The sequence below is a fragment of the Bremerella volcania genome (assembly GCF_007748115.1).
Lineage (GTDB): Bacteria > Planctomycetota > Planctomycetia > Pirellulales > Pirellulaceae > Bremerella > Bremerella volcania.
The window spans coordinates 1,400,705-1,416,918 of sequence record NZ_CP036289.1 but is presented as its reverse complement, the minus strand read 5'-3'; the positions used below and the strand labels follow the sequence as shown (position 1 = coordinate 1,416,918).

Below are 16,214 nucleotides of genomic sequence, written 5' to 3'. Positions count from 1 at the left end.
ACTCTCATTCATGAAATTATCTGGAAAGAGGATGCGTTTTCACCATGCTCTCATTCGCTTCGCCCACACACTGAGCAAATCGGGCCAAATCCGCTTAAGGAGACAGCATATCCCCTTAGCCCGGGGAGGTAACTACGAAATTGGCAGAAAGATAACGCTTTATATCCAAGGAAACGGCGATTGCCTTTCGGTAGAGGATATGACCTTGTAGGGATCTTTAAGGGACACAAACTTCATTTGTGCTATTAAGCGCAAGACGTTTCGGCTAACCGTCGGGGGTGTGGTCAGAGATTGAACAGCGTTTGGAACGCCGTTTGATTACCTGTACCTCCAGGAATTTGTTTGAGTTTTTTTCCTGCCTGACAGACCCTTCTGGAGTTGTATCAAGTGACCACGAAATATTCCACACGAGGTGGATTCTCCCTGGTCGAATTGCTGGTCGTCCTGGCCGTGATTGGCGTCCTGGCGGCCTTACTCTTGCCGGCAGTCCAACAGGCCCGCGAGACCTCACGCCGCATGGCCTGCACGAACAACATGAAACAGCTGAGTCTCGCCCTACACGTCTATCACGATACGTTCAACGTCTTTCCCTATCGCGAAGGGGGGAGCGGTCAGCATCAGTTCAACGGGGGAACGCTTGCTCCGTATCAACGGCAGAGCGGATTTGTCGGACTGCTTCCCTACATCGAACAGTCAGCCGCCGCGAACGAAGTCCGCATGCACGGCAGCAGCAAGACCCCCTGGGATGACTTCCATCCTTGGACGGTCTCGTTCAGCTCGCTGCTGTGCCCCTCCAGTCCGCAGCACTTCTCCAACGACGTGATCGCCGACGCCAACTACACCTTCTGTGCCGGTGACTCGTTCGATACCGAAACGCTCGAGCCGCGCGGCATCTTCGGTTTGGTGAAGCATACGGCCATGGCCGACATCACCGACGGAACGAGCAACACGCTCGCGCTTTCCGAGCACGGTTTCCCAACCAGCCCTCGGGATCGGTTCAACGTCAATTATGGCAGCGACCCTGCGACTCCGGCGGAGTGTGCGTTGACCTTCGATTCGATCAGCGGTTACAGCAACCCGATCAGTGCCCCCGGCAGCCGCTGGACCGACGGGGGTTCGGCCTTCTCGGCAATGAATACCTGCCTGCCCCCGAACAGCCCGCAGTGTGCTTACTCGAATCACGACGCCCAGGATGGATTCTACACCGCATCCAGTTATCACCCCGGCGGCGTGATGGCCACGTTCGCCGATGGCTCGGTTCGATTCGTCACCGAAACGATCGACGCCGGTAACCAGGGAGCGACCTCGGTCGACAGTGGTCCGAGTCCTTATGGGGTGTGGGGAGCGATGGGAAGCAAAAGTGGCGGGGAATACACCCCAGGCAGCGAGTAGCCATGTTCCGCATTCAATCCGCCCTGCTCTTGATCCTGACCGCGGCGACACTCGGATGCGGTTCCGGTAAGCCGAACTTGATCCCGGGACGCAGCCCGACGATCCCCGTCCAAGGAAAGATCACCCTGGAGGGAGCACCGATCGAGGGCGCAACCGTGATGTTCTTTTGCGAGAAGTTGAAGATCACCTCGTACGGCAAGACCGACGCGACCGGCCAATATCAGCTGACGACCTACGAACCCGGCGACGGTGCCCCAGCCGGGCACTACCAGGTTTCGGTCAAGAAGGTCGAGCAAACCATCATCCAGCCGAGCGATCACCCCGCCATTCCCCCGAAGTCGAAAACCTCGCAGCTACTGCCGCCGCAATACTCCGACTTCAAGTCTTCCGACTTGAAAGCCGTGGTCGCCGAAGGAGGCACCAACGCGTTTCAATTCAATCTGAGTCCGTAACGCCGAAGCCGGTTCGCCTCCTTCCCCCTCACACTGGTGCGACGTTTTCATCGTGCGTTGCCAGGGCGTCTGGCGTAGAATCTTTCTGTCGACCCCCAACAATCATGCAGTGGCTGGAGAGAATTCAATGGGCCCCCTCCAAGGTCTATGGCGAGATACGTGGTGGCTCTGGTGCGTCTTCGCGGTACTGGTCTTGGCCGTATCGTACGCCGTCACTCCCTTCTTTGTGATCCTGATCCCAATCTTCGCCGTCGTCTTCGTCTACTTCAGCTACATGCGCTACGACGACCAGGGACGTAACAAAGGGGACTTGATGTAGCCCCTCCCTAAATTTGTGCCAATAATGGATTTCTGACTACGAATAACGAGACGAACGTGGTTTCATCTTGTTTCTCAGAAAGGTAAGTCCAAGCGATGAACGGCGGCGAAGGCGTCTTTATCCTGATCGGTTTTGCCATTGCAGCGAGCGTGATGTTCCGACTGTTGGCTGGGTCGATGGACAAGGATCGGGTTCGCCAATACATCACCAGCATCGGTGGTGAACTTCTCGAATCGCACTGGGATCCGTTCGGACCTGGATGGTTTGGCGAAAAGAACGACCGTATCTATAGCGTCCGTTATCGCGACCGCGAAGGGTGCATTCATAGTGCCCATGTGAAGACTTCGATGATGAGCGGCGTCTATCTGACCAACGACACGATCGTTAGTCGCCCCGAGCCGAAAGCCGCACCTGGCCGGCCGAAACATCTCGACCGGCCGGAAAAGCAGGAATCGGTCGAACAGGAAAAGGCCCGACTGCGCAAGCGGTTGGCGGAACTGGACGAGATGGACCGATAGTCCGCTTCGTGGCTAAAGAGGGGATGGCATGCTAGACTTAAGGGCTGCATCGCACCTCCCCCCAAGCGGTCGCGCGCCGCTTGCTTCGCCTCCCTCCCCTGCCCTGAGTGTTCATGACCACTGCCCGTTGGCTATCGCTCACAATACTACTGTCGGTGTCCTCCTGGTCATCGGCTGCCGAGTATTTTGTCGCTCCCGATGGTCTCGACAGCAGTCCCGGTACGAAAGAAGCCCCGTTCGCTTCAATCCAACATGCGGAAACCATCGCCGAACCTGGCGACACGGTTTACCTGCGCGGCGGCACTTATCGCATGCAGGAAGCGGACATCGCCCGCAAGTGGCGGATCTGGGCCTACGTGATTCACCTGCGCAAGAGCGGCCAGGAAGGCCAGCCGATTCGTTATTTCGCTTACGAGAACGAACGACCGGTATTCGACTTCTCCGACGTGAAGCCGGAAGGGCACCGCGTGCATGCGTTTCAGGTCGAAGGATCGTGGCTGCATTTGCGGGGGATTGAAGTCGTCGGCGTCCAGGTCACCCTAAGCGGACACACCCAATCGATCTGCTTCGCCAGTGAAGGGAAGCACAACGTCTTCGAGCAGCTCAGCATGCACGACGGGCACGCGATCGGCATCTATGCGGTTCGCGGCAGCGACTGCTTGTATCTCAACTGCGACGCCTACAACAATCACGATCCCGTCTCGCAGGATGGTCGCGGCGGCAACGTCGATGGCTTCGGCTGCCATCCCGAGCGCGGGGCAAAAAACAATGTCTTTCGCGGCTGCCGAGCCTGGTTCAACTCCGACGATGGTTTCGATTGCATCAGCGCGAGCGAGGCCGTCCGCTTCGAGAACTGCTGGGCCTTCTGGAATGGGTACTCACCTGAATTTGAAGCCCGTGCTGATGGTAACGGCTTCAAGGCCGGTGGCTATGGCATCTCGCCCAACCCGAAAGCACCCCCCGAAATTCCACGCCACGTGATTCAAAACTGCGTGGCAGTCGGCAACAAGAACAGCGGCTTCTACGCCAACCATCACCCTGGCGGCTGCGATTGGCTGAATAACACGGCCTATCGCAACGGTGCCAACTTCAACATGCTGAACCGATCGACCGACTTCCAGAGGGACGTCCCCGGCTTCGGTCACGTCCTGAAGAACAACCTGGCCTACGGCGGCCGACGTGCGATCGTGAACGTCAACCTGTCCGAGTGCACGCTCGAAGCGAACACCTTCGACAACGAAATCGAAGTCACCAACGAAGATTTCGTCGAACTGCAAGACAACCAGCAGTTGACCGGGGCTCGTCAGCCCGATGGCAGCCTGCCGGAGATGACGCTGCTGAAGCCATCGCCGCAAAGCAAGCTTATCGACGCCGGTGTTGACGTTGGTTTGCCTTATTCGGGGAAAGCCCCCGACATCGGAGCGTTTGAAGTTCCCCAATAAACCCTTCCCCCATCCCTCTCTCTTCTCAAAGACCTTTCCCCATGAAACGCCGAACTTTCCTCGCTGCATCGTCTGCTGCCCTGCTGACGCCGGCGGTGGCTCACGCGATTATTCCACCTAGTCCCACGGCCGTCATCGGGCACACCGGCCGCGGTAACTATGGGCATGGGCTCGATACGATGTGGCTCAAGATAAGCGAGACGCAAGTAGTCGCCGTGGCCGACGCCGACCCGCGTGGCTTGTCGCTGGCCACCAAGCGGCTAGAAGGGGCACAAGGGTTTGCCGACTACCAGGTCATGCTCCAGACGATGAAGCCGGAGTACGTTTCCGTTTGCCCGCGCCATCCCGATCAGCACTTCGACATGGTATTGGCCGCGATCGAGGCTGGGGCGAAGGGGATCTACTGCGAGAAGCCCTTCGTCCGCAATCCGGCCGAAGCCGATGCCCTGATCGCCGCGGCGGAAAAACGGGGTACGAAGGTCGCCGTCGCGCACCGCAATCGGTATCACCCAGCCCTGGAACATATCGACGCACTCATCGATTCAGGCGAGTTGGGTAAAATCCTCGAACTGCGAGGCAAAGGAAAAGGAGACCATCGCGGCGGCGGCGAAGACCTGTGGGTGTTGGGTTCTCACATCGTCAACTTGTTCTGCTACTTCGGCGGCGGCAAGCCGAAAAGCGTCTCTGGTATCTTGCTGCAAGATGGTCAACTCGTCACGCCCAAGGATGTAAAACGCGGCAACGAAGGACTGGGTCAGTTGGCCGGTAACGAAGTCCATGCCCGCTACTTGATGGACAATGGGCTGGTCGCCTACTACCAGTCGATCGCCAACGACGGCACCAGCCCCAACGGCTATTGCTTTCAAATCATCGGCAGCAAGGGGACCGTCACCTGGCACATCGACCGGGACCCGGTCGCCCACTTCACGCCCGGCAACCCGTACGACCCAGCCAACTCGCCTCGCAAGTGGATTCCGATCACCTCGCAGGGAGTCGGCAAAGAGGAAACCGATCCCCGGGAAATCGAAAAAGTCCATAACCACGTCGCGGCGGGAATCGACTTGCTTTGGTCGGTGTCTGGCAACAGTGCTCCGAAGTGCGATATCCACCAGGCTGCCTGGACCGTGGAAATGATCTGCGGCGTCTTCGAGTCGCATCGCCAGAACGGGCAAATCGTCGAGTTCCCACTCCAAGAGCGAGAGAACCCCCTGGCGAAGCTATAGCCAATCGTTCAATAGTATCCCAAGCCCTATTTCGCGCGAAAACCCGCGCAGCGTGGACCAAATGTGGTCGCGATTGGGGGACACGCCTAGAATGGGGCCTGTACCTAGTAAGGTCTCGGGAGGGATCGATTGCTTATGACGCGCATTTCGTGGTTGGCATGCTGGACCGTGGCTGCTGTCGCCGAAATGATGATGGGCGGGGCGAAGCTGGGCATCGCGCAGGAAATCACGACGCGCGACGGACGAAGACCTGAAGCACCTGACCCGCTTCAAGAATTCGCCCATCTTCAACAGTTGAAGATGGCGGTTCCCAATTGCCATATTAACGTCGAATACCCGGACTAATTCTTCTGGTCCCACAGCACGAATGGATCGTCCAGGCGTTTCATTTCGGCCTGTAGCAAGGCTTCCAATTCCTTTCGCTGGGCAGCGTACTTCGGATCGTCGGCCAGGTTCGTTTGATGCTTTTCCGGAGTGATGCCGGTCATGGCGATCACTTCCTTACTGTGATGCTGCGGCAGGAACTCGTGGGGGTTCTCGGCCAGGTTGAACAGCTGCGTCTGGTGCACGCCGGCGCTGGGGACGTCGTACTTCAGCAGCTTCCAGTCCCCCTTCTTCACGCAGCGCATCCCAGGCTTCTCCCCCCCGCAATAGACACCATACAGTACGTCGCGAATCGTATCTTGCTCACCCGTCAGCACTGGCTTGAAGCTGGTACCTTCGTTGGTCTCCGGCGGGTCAACGCCGGTCAGATCGCAGATCGTCGCCAGCACGTCCAACAGGTAAATGTTCCCCTCGGCGCGCGTGCCGGGCTTGATGCCGGGGCCCTTGACGACAAACGGAACGCGCCAGGTGTGCTGGTACAGGTTTTGCTTCCCCTGCAAACCATGGCGACCGATCGCCATGCCGTGGTCGGCGGTATAGAAGATGTAGGTGTTGTCCAACTCGCCCATCGCTTCCAGCTTGTTGAGCACCTTGCCGATCTGGATGTCGATGTTCTCGCTGCACGCGAACTCGCGTCCCAGTTCGTTGCGAATGGTCGCTTCGTCGCGGTTCTTCCAGACGCCGCTCACGGCCACTTCATCGCGCACGTTCAGATGGCTGTTCTCGAAAGGATGCTTGGGCAGCCAGTTGGGCGGCATCTGCGGCTGCTTGTCGTTTGGCTCAGGCAGCGTCGTGCTCTTGGTATGGTTGATCGAGCCGTATTTCTCCAACAGCTCCGGCGTGCCGTCGCGGGTATCGTGCGGGTGCGAGAAGCCGAAGTAGATCAGAAACGGATCCTTGTCCTTGGTCTTCTCGCGCTCGTTCAAGTAGTCGAGCACCTGCTTCCCGTGCCAGGCACTGCCTGACTCTTCAGTCCCGCCCCGCTTGGTGGCATCCTTGACCACGGTAAACTGCTTGTTGGCGGCGTCGTAGCTGTTCCCTTTCTTGCAGGTTCGCATCGTATCGTACCCGGCACGATTGAACACGGCGGCCATCGTGTATTCCGGCAGGTTGTCGGGAACCAGTTGGTTATCCCCTTCGTTCGGATTTCGCTTGCGATTGAGCCGGCTGGGAATGTGCCACACGGTGCGGCCGCTCATCACCATGTGCCGTGACGGCGTGCAGACCGCCCCCGACCACGAACCCATCTGGTACGCTCCATCGAAGACCATGCCGTCGGCCGCCAACTGGTCGAGCACCGGCGTGTCGAGCTTCGACTCCTGGTTGTAGAACTTGAGGTCAAACGGAGACTGATCGTCCGCGATGATGAACAAAATATTCGGCCGTTCGGCTGCCGAAGCCGTGGCAGCCAGGCCCACCGTCAGAAGCAGGCACGCGAGGGTCATTCGAGTAGCGATGATCATGGTTAGTCCTCGTTTGGGGGAGCATTTATTGGGGATGTTCGTGTTGTGGACGCGACCGCTGCGTACTTTGGCGGGCGTTAGGAAGCAAGCCTAGCTCTTGAAACCCTCACCCTAGCCCTCTCCCTGCGAGGGAGAGGGGACAAGAAGGGATTTCTCTTAGTTCTTTTCACTCTTCCGCGTTAGTTCTTTTCGCTCTTCCAAAGGTCGATCTTCTTGGTGTCGTTCTTTGACTTCGGTCCGTCGGTGCTGCGGCCCCGCTCGACGTCGGCTTGCAGCTGCTTCAAAAGTCGCTCGGCGATCGACGTCTCGGTCAGGTAACGATTATCCTTTTCGCCGACGTCATCCATCATATGGTACAGCTGCGCCTTGGGTGCATCCGTTTTCGCGGCCTGTTTCTCGTTGGGGGAACTCCACCCGCCAGAACCGCGGGCCAGGGCCAGCTTCCACGGACCTTGCCGATAGGCGAAGTGCCCGCTGATCGAATGATGCACGACGCCGGCCCTGGTCGAAGCGATGGCTTCTCCAGCAAGTGCCGGCAGAAAGCTGACGCTGTCTTCGCATGAGCCAGCGGGAACGTCTTCGCCGATGACGTCGGCCGCGGTGGCGAACCAATCGGTCAAACAGATCAACTGGTCGCTCTTCGAGCCGGCTTTCACCTTGCCGGGCCAACGCACCAGAAATGGCACGCGATGCCCGCCGTCCCAGATATCGGCCTTCGAGCCACGCAGATGCGCGCTGACGATATGCCCCTTGTCGGCCAGCTGTGGGATACCGGCCGCTTTGCTGCACCCGTTGTCGCTGGTGAAGATGACCAGCGTCTTGTCGGCCAGGCCATGGCGCTGAAGCGCCTTGGTGACTTCGACGACGACGTTGTCGGTCTCCATCACGAAGTCGCCATAGTCCCCCAGGCCGCTCTTGCCTTGCCAGGCTTTGGTCGGCAGGATCGGCGTATGGGGCGAGCCAAGAGGGATGTACAAAAAGAACGGCTTGTCGTCATTGGCATGCTGGTCGATGTACTCGACGCTTTTGCGCGTCAGTCGCGGCAGCATGTTGATCGGAGGATCGTGGGCGATGACCGTGTCGTTCTCGATCACCGTCTGCATGTCGCGAGCATGATGAAAGCCGTGGTAGGTGTCGAACCCGCGTGCCAGCGGTCCGTCGGGAATCTTGGTTCCCACCGGCGGCGATTTGAAGTCCTTCGCCGAGTAAGGCTTGCCCGTCTGGGCATCGCAGTACTGAAAGTTCAAGTGCCACTTGCCGATGATTGCCGTCTGGTAGCCGTGCTCTTTCAAAAAGCTGGCCACCGTCGGGCGGTCTGCGTCGATCAAGCATGGGGCGAAGCCGGTCACGACGCCACTTTGCAGTTTGGTTCGCCAACTATAACGCCCTGTCATCAGTCCGTAACGCGTCGGCGTACAAACCGACGAGCCGGAGTGAGCATCGGTGAAGGTCATCCCTTCTTTCGCCAGTTGATCGGCACCCGGCGTGGCGATCTTGCCGTGCTCGGGATTCAAGCAGTGCACGTCGCCGTAGCCGAGATCGTCGCACATGATGAAAACGATATTCGGCTTTTCCGCGGCAAGCACAGCCTGCGGCACCAGTAGCGCCAGCGTCAGACAGAACCAGGTCACTCGAGAAGTCATGTTCGTGCTCCTTCGCTCTACTTCGCCAAACGGGGTGCCGAGTGACCTTGCTTCTGAATCTTGGTCAACAGCTTCTGCATCTGCTGGACCTTCTCGGGGTGATTGGCGGCCAGGTTGTGTCGCTGACCGATATCCTCTTTCAGATTGTACAGCTCAACCGGTTGGTCATCGTCGCCGGGGTAGTCGTGCCTCGGTTCCCAGGCCTGCCAACCTTTCGATCGGTAGCCGGTCTTGGCATCAATGAGCAACCAGTCGCCGTCACGAATCGCGTACTGGCCGGCGAACGTATTGTGCACGTGCGAGCTGCGCACGCTCTCCGCTTCCCCCTTCAGGTACGGCAGCATATCGTGCGAGTCTTCGGCGGCGTCCTGGGGCAGCTTAGCTCCGAGTGCCGAGGCAAACGTTCCCATCAGGTCGATCTGCGAAACCAACGCGTCGCTCACGCTGCCAGGCTTCGTCACGCCGGGCCAGCGGATGATAAACGGCACGTGATGGCCCCCTTCGTAGATGTCTCGCTTCAAACCGCGGAAGGGCTCTGGCGACCAGTGACCATACTTCGCATCGCGAGCATACGCGTAGTGTTCTGGCCCGTTGTCGGCGGTGAAGACGACGATCGTGTTGTCGGCCTGGCCCGAGGCCTCGAGCGCGGCGAGCAAGCGGCCCACCATGGCGTCGGTTTCGACCACGAAGTCACCAAACGGCCCGGCACCACTCTTGCCGTCGTAGGCATCGTTGGGAATGATCGGAGCATGCGGGCAAGGGAACGCGAAGTACAGGAAGAACGGTTCCTTCGCGTCCTTACGAGATTCGAGATAGGCAACCCCTTTATCGGTCAGGGTCGGCAGCACGGCGTATGGATCCCAACCGGTGACCATCGGTCCGGGACGGCATTCCCAGTTCCCTTCCTTGATCTTCTTCCACTTCGACTCATCTTTCATCGTGTCGGGGATCTGGGCCATCTTGTCATCTTCGATCCAGGCATACGGCGGGAAGTTGATGACCGTGTCGCCGAAGTAGTGATCGAAACCGTGGGCGAGCGGACCATCGGGGATCGACTTCGTCCAGTCGAAGCTATCCGGCTGAATCCCCTTGTTGTTGCGAATCGCGTCCCAGTCCCAGCCCAAGTGCCACTTGCCGATGCACGCGGTGGCGTACCCTTGCTGCTTAAGCATCTCCGGCATCGTCAAACGCTCTGGCTTGAAGACCGAGCCGCCAAACGCGTTCACAATGCCGTGAAAGTCGCGCCAGTGATGCCGACCAGTCAGCAGCGCGTAACGGCTCGGCGTGCAGATACCGGACGAGGAATGCCCATCAGTAAATCGCGTGCCTGAGGCAGCCAGCTTATCGAGGTTAGGCGTCGGGATCTTCCCCTTGGCGTTGTAGCACGAGAGATCGCCGAACCCGAGGTCGTCGGCATACAGAATCAGAATATTGGGCTGATTCGTTTCGGCGGCATGCAGATTCGTGGCCGTGGTACTAACGAAAGTCAGCAGGAGCGCAGCAAACAAGAGTCGTCGCATCATAAGTTCAGGCTCGATAAGCAGTTGAGGGGCGGGGCGAAGGGTCTGAAGCGCGGCGAAGAGGGGGCATATGGATCCCTGCTCCCTTATTAACAGCCGCGCAAGGCACATCCTGTCGCGCGAAGTTGGATGTTTTGCGAAGTTTCCCGAAATCCATCTACGGCGAGTCATTATCGGTCCGGAACGGCACCGCTGGCAACTCTTGCTCGTTGACCAGGTTCACCTGCGGAAAGGAGACGAACGCAAACCGAACCACGACCGGACTGGGCACGTCGGGGCTACTCCATCGAATATTGTTCCCGTCGATCTTGGCCTGGGCTGGCCACTTTCCGCCGTCAACTGGAACGGACCGCCGGCTTTCATCGGCTCGAGCGTAAGCTTCCAACTCCCTTCGGGGGCAACCTTGATGGTGGCCTCTTGATCGCCGATCTTCACGGTGAACGACTCGCCTGTCTGTCCCTAGCCCCGTACCCTCAGCGGCATGCCGCGATGCAAAATCATGTGATCACCAAAAGGGGACGCTCACTGAAATTCTTTGGCAACGGCCGTTCCCTGCGCAAAAACACACGGCACCAAGGCGAACCGAAACAAAAACTTTCGGAACATGAGAGATTTCTTTCGTTGCAGACAGGATGCATGGCGGAGTTAGGCCAGGAGTGATCGTAACTGCCAAAAGGAGAAACAGATACGGCTTCTATCACACCTGAGAAAGTGACTCATATCTGCCGCTTTCTTTGGGATACAGGCCCCACTTCTTGTTGGTAATTACCGACCTAGTCTATTGCAAAAACTCGAAATTGCACGTAAAACTTTGCGCAATACACCATACAAGATCGCGCACGCGCGCCGACGTCCTCTCCCCCTTTGACGGCCCAACCTGACATTCTGGACGCATATGAGTGAAAAAATAACGATCGGGATCCATTCCGCTTCTTGGACCGAACATTCCCGACGCGTGCTGCAAGGACTGCTGAATTACGTCGAAGAGTATCCCAACATTCAGGTTCGTGACTTCCGCTTTTCGAGCAACGATCCCAACCTGGTCGGCAATCCTCCGTGGACGGGCAAAGTGGACGGTGCGATCGTTTCGGCCGGTCGCAATGCCGGCATCACCAACTGGCTCAAGCGGGGCAAAGTCCCGGTTGTTCTGGCCAGCGGCGACTTGATTGATTCCGGATTCGTCTCGGTCTACACCGACGTCCATTCGGTGGGTCGCCTGGCCGCGACCCATCTGACCGAAGCGGGCTTCGAACACATCGCTTTCGTCGGATACCAGAAGTCGGACGGCTCGAAGCGCCGTCGCGATGGGCTGTCGGACGAACTCACCAAGCGCGGCATCAAATTAAAAGCCGTCGCCCTCAAGGAGATCCCGGTCGACACGGTCGAAGAAGACCGCGAGGTCTCCGAGTCGACGGTCGAAAAGATTCAGCAGCTGTTGGAAAAGTCCCCCAAGCCGCTGGCCGTGGTAGCGCTCAATGACGTGGTGGCAGAGTTCGTCGCCAAGATCGCTCTTGAGATGGGATTCTCGATTCCCGATGAAGTCGGCGTGCTGGGCGTGGGAGACTCGGAACGTGCTCGCATGTCCGATCCGCCTCTTTCCAGCGTGCATACCCCAGGCGTGGAAATCGGCTACCGCTGTGCGTCGCTGCTGCACTCAATGATTTTAGGGAACGCGCCCAAGGAAACGGTCTTCGAGATACCCGCCCAGCAGGTCTCGGCCAGGCGGTCGACCACCGGTTGGAAGCGTGCCGCGGTGACCGATATCGACCGGGCTCTGAATTACATTCGCGAACATGCCTGCGATGGCATTCGCCTGAAGGACGTTTCGAGCGCCGTACGGATTCCGATCCGCACGCTCGAAATCGAATTCAAGAAACAGATCGGTCGCTCGATGGGAGAAGTGATTCGCGAAGTCCGCCTGGAACGCGTGAAGCACTTGCTCGAGTCGACCAACCTCTCGACGCAGCGGATCGCGGCGATGGTCGGCTACAGCCACTATTCGTACTTGAACAAGCTGCTGCGTGACGAACTGAACGTGACCCCCAGCCAATATCGCAAACAGCAGCGCAAAGCGAAGTCGGATTCCGAGTAACCGATTCATGCACTGCCATGGATGGATGCGTTAAATCGGCAAATTCTAAAATTCGTCGCAACCATCTCCGTGATGCGTCGTTAACCGGGAAGACGCCCTGCTGTGCGCGGCGTCTGTTGCTTTTCTAACGTACGCATCTTATCGGGGAGGGAACAACGATGCCGGCTTGGACCGTGAAGAATGCGTGGACGTCGTCCACGATTCAGTCCTACAGAAACTACGCGAAAACCAATGGCCCACGCCGGGCAGGCAACTTGCGCTCGACCTGCGAGGACCTTTCGATCCGCATGGTGGTCGACTTCGCCGAGCAAAACGGGCTGCCGGTATTCTTCAGCAATAATGCCAACCCACAGGGGCTCGATCCGGCGAAGTTCAACTCGAAGTCGGCTTACCTGTCAGCGGTGCTTCCCTCGACCGGGGCCAGCGACCTTCTGACCTATAACACCGTCGTGATGGTGAAAGGGGCCCAGAAGGGAAACTCCAACGTCAGCTTGCCGCTGGCCAAGCCTGGGGATCTGATCATCCTGTACGCAGGCGGCGGGCACGTCCAAGTGGTGACCTCGGTCAGTCCTGGCAGCGTGAACATCGTCCAGGGAAACTTTCGCCCATCGTCCGAGCGATGCGGACGCTTGACACGCATCTGGCGGGGCGAGAATCAGAACGATCCTTCGGCCAGCTGTTACATCGGGGCGATGGTCGCGCAAAAGTCATACGTCCGATCAGGCACCCCTCCGAAATGGATCTTCGACGGACGCAGTGAGGAGTTCGCCAAAGAGGGGCGGCTTTGCCTGTGGGATTTCAACAACTGGAACAACTTCGTGCCCAACTTCAACCCCGCCAAGGCCACCGCTCCCTAGAAGAAACGCAGCACGATGCCAAACCAAAGCTCAGAGCGCCAAGCCAACCCCGGCCTGTTTTCCCTATTTTAGAAGCAATCATTAGGAAAATGCGTCACCACCATTGAGCGCGACGAAATAGAGACGAACACGTTTTCGTTTTGCCCAACCTTTGATGAAATTCTTCATTTTGGTGTCCCATTTGCACTGCGGCTAAGGGACAATCAGTTGAGTACCAAGATGTGCCAGCTGAGTAGCTATTGAAGTGGAAATGCTGAGGAGCCCCAGGCATGCGATGGCGAGGACGGCGCGGCAGCGAGAATGTGGAGGATCGGCGGTCTTCCCGAGGCCCGGCGATGGCCGGGGGTGGAAGCATTTTGGGCATCTTGATCATCATGCTGCTGGTGTGGCTATTGGGTGGTGATCCCTTGGCCATTTTGCGTGGGCTTCCGCAACAACCAGGCGGCGGCGGTGGTGGTCCCGTAGCGGTCAACCCGGCCGATGACGAGCGAGCCCAGTTTGTTTCCGTGGTGCTGGCCGACACCGAAGACGTTTGGGGGCAGCAGTTTCAGCAGATGGGCAAGCGGTACGAAGACCCGACGCTGGTCATGTTCCGCGGTACCGTTCAATCGGCGTGTGGCTTTCAGCAGGCGGCGACCGGCCCGTTCTACTGCCCGTTAGATCAAAAGGTATACATCGACCTCAGCTTCTTCGACGAGATGAACGACAACCTGGGCGCAGGAGGCGACTTCGCCCAGGCCTACGTGATCGCACACGAGGTCGGGCACCATGTGCAAAACCTATTGGGCATCAGCGAGGAAGTCCATCGCGCACGCACCCGGGCCGGTAAAGAGGAAGCCAACGAGCTATCGGTCCGCCAGGAACTTCAAGCCGACTTCCTGGCGGGCGTCTGGGCTCACCATGCCCAACAAAACTGGAACATCCTCGAAGAAGGGGACATCGAAGAAGCCTTGAACGCGGCGACCGCCATCGGGGACGACCAATTGCAAATGGAATCACGCGGGTTCGTGGTGCCCGAGTCCTTCACCCATGGCAGTTCCAAACAGCGTGCCCGGTGGTTCTACAAAGGGCTGAAAACAGGCGACATGGACCAGGGAGACACGTTCAGCATTCCCTATAGCCAGCTTTAGCACCGCAGGCGTGCTTGTGTTACGATAGTTATTCTCGCTCCCTTCATTGCCCTACCCTAGATCAACATCATGATGACTCGCCAGACGTTCATTCTCACGCTGCTCTTACTTGCCATTCCTTCGCTGCTGCATGCCGAGTATGCCACGTCCAAGCTGGAAACGGACATACCCTACCGCAGCGAAGAAGGGCTCGATGACTACGCGAAACAGCAATGCCGCCTCGACGTGCACACGCCGCCCGATAAAGGGTTTGCCACGGTGGTTTGGTTTCATGGCGGTGGGCTCGAAGCAGGCGACAAGAAGATCCCCAAGTACCTGATGGATAACGGCTACGCCGTCGTCTCGGCCAACTATCGTCATAGCCCCCAAGTGAAAGCACCGGTCTACCTGGAAGACGCCGCCGCGGCGGTTGCCTGGACCTTCGCCAACATCGAGAAGTATGGCGGCGACCCCACCAAGATCTTCATCAGCGGTCACTCGGCCGGCGGCTACCTGACCAGCATGCTGGTGCTCGACAAGCGCTGGCTCGAGCCGCACGGCATCGACCCCAACGACCTGGCCGGTGCCATCCCGCACAGCGGTCAAACGTTTACGCACTTCACGATCCGCAAGGAACGAGGCCTGGGGCGCGAGACCGGCGTCGCCGACGACCTGGCGCCGCTCTATCATGTCCGCAAGGATACCCCGCCGCTGCTATTGACCACCGGCGATCGCAACCTGGAGTTCCCCTTCCGCTACGAAGAAAACGCCCTGCTCTTCAAAATGCTGGAGTCGGTCAAGCATCCCGACGTCCAGTTGTACGAACTGCAAGGCTTCACCCACGGCAACATGGTCGAGCCTGGCGTGCTGCTGATGACCAGGTTCATCGAGAAGCACTCGAAGGACGACTAGTCTTCTGCGTCTTGCAGATGCTTTTTAAAGAACGCAATCACCTGCTCACGGCGATCCCCGTTGTAAAACTCGGAGCCGCCATGCTTGCCCCCTTCGATGACGATTAACTCCAGCGGCAGTCCGGCTTGCTGGTACACCTCTTGAATCCGCTTGGACTGGTCGAGCAGTACCGTAGTGTCTTTATCGCCGTGGATGACCAAAAACGGCGGGTCATCCTCGGTGACGTGAAACGCGGCCGAGGCCTGCTTGGCCAGGTCGACTTTTTCGTCCGCTCCACCGCCGAGCAGTTTGTACACGACCGAACCCTTCTGGTTGGCGCGGTGCGGCTGGGTCTTCGAGCGGAGGACGAAGTCGGTCGCTCCGTAGTAGTCGACCACGGCGGCCACGCGTGACGAATAGTCGAGATTGCCGCCGACTTCCCCCTCCAGTTCCTTCACCTCTCCGGAGGTTCCCATCAGTGCGGCGAGGTGACCACCGGCACTCGAACCGGCGACGCCGACCTTTTCGATCGAGTAACCGTACTTATCGGCGTTGGCTCGCAGCCAGCGGACGGCCCCTTTGCAGTCGTGGATCTGCGCGGGAAACGTGGCCTTGTCGGTTAAGCGATACGAGATGCTCGCCACGGCGATGTCATGATCGGTCAGCCAAGTGACTGGGCAACCATCCTTACTGCCAGCATGCCAGCCACCCCCATGGATCCACACGACCAGCGGACCCTCTTTCGCTTTCGGCAAATAGAGGTCCAACTTCAAGCTGTGCCCATCGACGTTGGCGAACTCGAGATCCTTGACGACCTTCTTGTCTTCCGCGGCGTGCAGAGAGAGAGTCGTTAGCAGCACAAAGGCGGTGGTCCAAGTCGCGAACACGGGGCGGGCACAATTCATGGCA

The 16,214-nt window shown here is 58.5% G+C and carries 16 protein-coding genes; 11 read left to right on the top strand and 5 right to left on the bottom strand.

What is annotated here, in order from left to right; genetic code table 11:
* The first annotated feature begins 387 nt into the window (after positions 1 to 387).
* The 7 genes from Pan97_RS05665 to Pan97_RS05635 all read left to right on the top strand — a co-directional run bounded on the left by Pan97_RS05665 (position 388) and on the right by Pan97_RS05635 (position 5,691).
* The gene (locus tag Pan97_RS05665) at positions 388 to 1,392 is read left to right on the top strand and encodes a DUF1559 domain-containing protein (RefSeq protein WP_144971157.1); all 1,005 of its coding nucleotides are present in this window, start codon (positions 388 to 390) and stop codon (positions 1,390 to 1,392) included.
* Positions 1,393 to 1,394: 2 nt separating this feature from the next.
* Positions 1,395 to 1,844 carry a carboxypeptidase-like regulatory domain-containing protein gene (locus tag Pan97_RS05660; RefSeq protein ID WP_144971156.1) on the top strand — a complete coding sequence of 150 codons (450 nt, stop codon included), beginning with the start codon at positions 1,395 to 1,397 and terminating at the stop codon, positions 1,842 to 1,844.
* Positions 1,845 to 1,971: 127 nt separating this feature from the next.
* Entirely contained in the window at positions 1,972 to 2,163 is a 192-nt protein-coding gene (locus tag Pan97_RS05655) for a hypothetical protein (RefSeq protein ID WP_144971155.1), read from the top strand.
* Positions 2,164 to 2,258: 95 nt separating this feature from the next.
* Positions 2,259 to 2,681 carry a hypothetical protein gene (locus Pan97_RS05650; RefSeq protein ID WP_144971154.1) on the top strand — a complete coding sequence of 141 codons (423 nt, stop codon included), beginning with the start codon at positions 2,259 to 2,261 and terminating at the stop codon, positions 2,679 to 2,681.
* Between the two features lie 113 nt (positions 2,682 to 2,794).
* Positions 2,795 to 4,123 (top strand): right-handed parallel beta-helix repeat-containing protein, encoded by a 1,329-nt coding sequence (locus Pan97_RS05645; RefSeq protein ID WP_144971153.1) that lies wholly within the window; start codon positions 2,795 to 2,797, stop codon positions 4,121 to 4,123.
* A gap of 41 nt (positions 4,124 to 4,164) precedes the next feature.
* Positions 4,165 to 5,346, top strand: a complete 1,182-nt coding sequence (locus Pan97_RS05640) for a Gfo/Idh/MocA family protein (protein WP_144971152.1) — start codon at positions 4,165 to 4,167, stop codon at positions 5,344 to 5,346.
* A 135-nt stretch (positions 5,347 to 5,481) separates the two neighbouring features.
* Positions 5,482 to 5,691: a hypothetical protein gene (locus Pan97_RS05635; RefSeq protein ID WP_144971151.1), complete on the top strand. Its 210-nt coding sequence runs from the start codon at positions 5,482 to 5,484 to the stop codon at positions 5,689 to 5,691.
* Here Pan97_RS05635 and Pan97_RS05630 read toward each other — a convergent pair.
* The 4 genes from Pan97_RS05630 to Pan97_RS05615 all read right to left on the bottom strand — a co-directional run bounded on the left by Pan97_RS05630 (position 5,688) and on the right by Pan97_RS05615 (position 10,741).
* Complete coding sequence (locus Pan97_RS05630) at positions 5,688 to 7,193, bottom strand: sulfatase-like hydrolase/transferase (RefSeq protein ID WP_144971150.1); 1,506 nt, start codon at positions 7,191 to 7,193, stop codon at positions 5,688 to 5,690. The two genes, Pan97_RS05635 and Pan97_RS05630, sit on opposite strands and share 4 nt — an antisense overlap.
* Positions 7,194 to 7,372: 179 nt before the next feature.
* Positions 7,373 to 8,836 carry a sulfatase family protein gene (locus Pan97_RS05625; RefSeq protein ID WP_144971149.1) on the bottom strand — a complete coding sequence of 488 codons (1,464 nt, stop codon included), beginning with the start codon at positions 8,834 to 8,836 and terminating at the stop codon, positions 7,373 to 7,375.
* 17 nt (positions 8,837 to 8,853) lie between these two features.
* Positions 8,854 to 10,359, bottom strand: coding sequence for a sulfatase family protein (locus Pan97_RS05620; RefSeq protein WP_144971148.1), 1,506 nt, complete (start codon positions 10,357 to 10,359; stop codon positions 8,854 to 8,856).
* A gap of 154 nt (positions 10,360 to 10,513) precedes the next feature.
* Complete coding sequence (locus Pan97_RS05615) at positions 10,514 to 10,741, bottom strand: hypothetical protein (protein ID WP_144971147.1); 228 nt, start codon at positions 10,739 to 10,741, stop codon at positions 10,514 to 10,516.
* Between the two features lie 510 nt (positions 10,742 to 11,251).
* Between Pan97_RS05615 and Pan97_RS05610 the strand changes: the two genes are divergently transcribed.
* From Pan97_RS05610 to Pan97_RS05595, 4 genes are all read left to right on the top strand, one after another.
* Complete coding sequence (locus tag Pan97_RS05610) at positions 11,252 to 12,448, top strand: substrate-binding domain-containing protein (protein WP_144971146.1); 1,197 nt, start codon at positions 11,252 to 11,254, stop codon at positions 12,446 to 12,448.
* Between the two features lie 158 nt (positions 12,449 to 12,606).
* Positions 12,607 to 13,305, top strand: a complete 699-nt coding sequence (locus Pan97_RS05605) for a CHAP domain-containing protein (protein WP_144971145.1) — start codon at positions 12,607 to 12,609, stop codon at positions 13,303 to 13,305.
* 269 nt (positions 13,306 to 13,574) lie between these two features.
* On the top strand, positions 13,575 to 14,435 hold the full coding sequence (gene ypfJ / locus Pan97_RS05600; protein ID WP_144971144.1) for a KPN_02809 family neutral zinc metallopeptidase: 861 nt from the start codon (positions 13,575 to 13,577) through the stop codon (positions 14,433 to 14,435).
* Positions 14,436 to 14,504: 69 nt separating this feature from the next.
* A complete protein-coding gene (locus Pan97_RS05595) occupies positions 14,505 to 15,326 on the top strand; it encodes an alpha/beta hydrolase (RefSeq protein ID WP_241676363.1) in 822 nt (273 codons plus the stop codon).
* On the opposite strand, the gene Pan97_RS05590 is transcribed toward Pan97_RS05595, so the two are convergent.
* Positions 15,323 to 16,210 carry an alpha/beta hydrolase gene (locus tag Pan97_RS05590; protein WP_144971143.1) on the bottom strand — a complete coding sequence of 296 codons (888 nt, stop codon included), beginning with the start codon at positions 16,208 to 16,210 and terminating at the stop codon, positions 15,323 to 15,325. The two genes, Pan97_RS05595 and Pan97_RS05590, sit on opposite strands and share 4 nt — an antisense overlap.
* Positions 16,211 to 16,214 lie beyond the last annotated feature (4 nt).

What these genes read in the sequence shown, in the direction of transcription:
- Pan97_RS05660 (WP_144971156.1), top strand. Translation starts at nt 1,395, where the DNA reads ATGTTCCGCATTCAATCCGCCCTGCTCTTGATCCTGACCGCGGCGACA.
- Pan97_RS05655 (WP_144971155.1), top strand. Translation starts at nt 1,972, where the DNA reads ATGGGCCCCCTCCAAGGTCTATGGCGAGATACGTGGTGGCTCTGGTGC.
- Pan97_RS05650 (WP_144971154.1), top strand. Translation starts at nt 2,259, where the DNA reads ATGAACGGCGGCGAAGGCGTCTTTATCCTGATCGGTTTTGCCATTGCA.
- Pan97_RS05645 (WP_144971153.1), top strand. Translation starts at nt 2,795, where the DNA reads ATGACCACTGCCCGTTGGCTATCGCTCACAATACTACTGTCGGTGTCC.
- Pan97_RS05640 (WP_144971152.1), top strand. Translation starts at nt 4,165, where the DNA reads ATGAAACGCCGAACTTTCCTCGCTGCATCGTCTGCTGCCCTGCTGACG.
- Pan97_RS05635 (WP_144971151.1), top strand. Translation starts at nt 5,482, where the DNA reads ATGACGCGCATTTCGTGGTTGGCATGCTGGACCGTGGCTGCTGTCGCC.
- Pan97_RS05630 (WP_144971150.1), bottom strand. Translation starts at nt 7,193, where the DNA reads ATGATCATCGCTACTCGAATGACCCTCGCGTGCCTGCTTCTGACGGTG.
- Pan97_RS05625 (WP_144971149.1), bottom strand. Translation starts at nt 8,836, where the DNA reads ATGACTTCTCGAGTGACCTGGTTCTGTCTGACGCTGGCGCTACTGGTG.
- Pan97_RS05620 (WP_144971148.1), bottom strand. Translation starts at nt 10,359, where the DNA reads ATGATGCGACGACTCTTGTTTGCTGCGCTCCTGCTGACTTTCGTTAGT.
- Pan97_RS05610 (WP_144971146.1), top strand. Translation starts at nt 11,252, where the DNA reads ATGAGTGAAAAAATAACGATCGGGATCCATTCCGCTTCTTGGACCGAA.
- Pan97_RS05605 (WP_144971145.1), top strand. Translation starts at nt 12,607, where the DNA reads ATGCCGGCTTGGACCGTGAAGAATGCGTGGACGTCGTCCACGATTCAG.
- ypfJ (WP_144971144.1), top strand. Translation starts at nt 13,575, where the DNA reads ATGCGATGGCGAGGACGGCGCGGCAGCGAGAATGTGGAGGATCGGCGG.
- Pan97_RS05595 (WP_241676363.1), top strand. Translation starts at nt 14,505, where the DNA reads ATGATGACTCGCCAGACGTTCATTCTCACGCTGCTCTTACTTGCCATT.
- Pan97_RS05590 (WP_144971143.1), bottom strand. Translation starts at nt 16,210, where the DNA reads ATGAATTGTGCCCGCCCCGTGTTCGCGACTTGGACCACCGCCTTTGTG.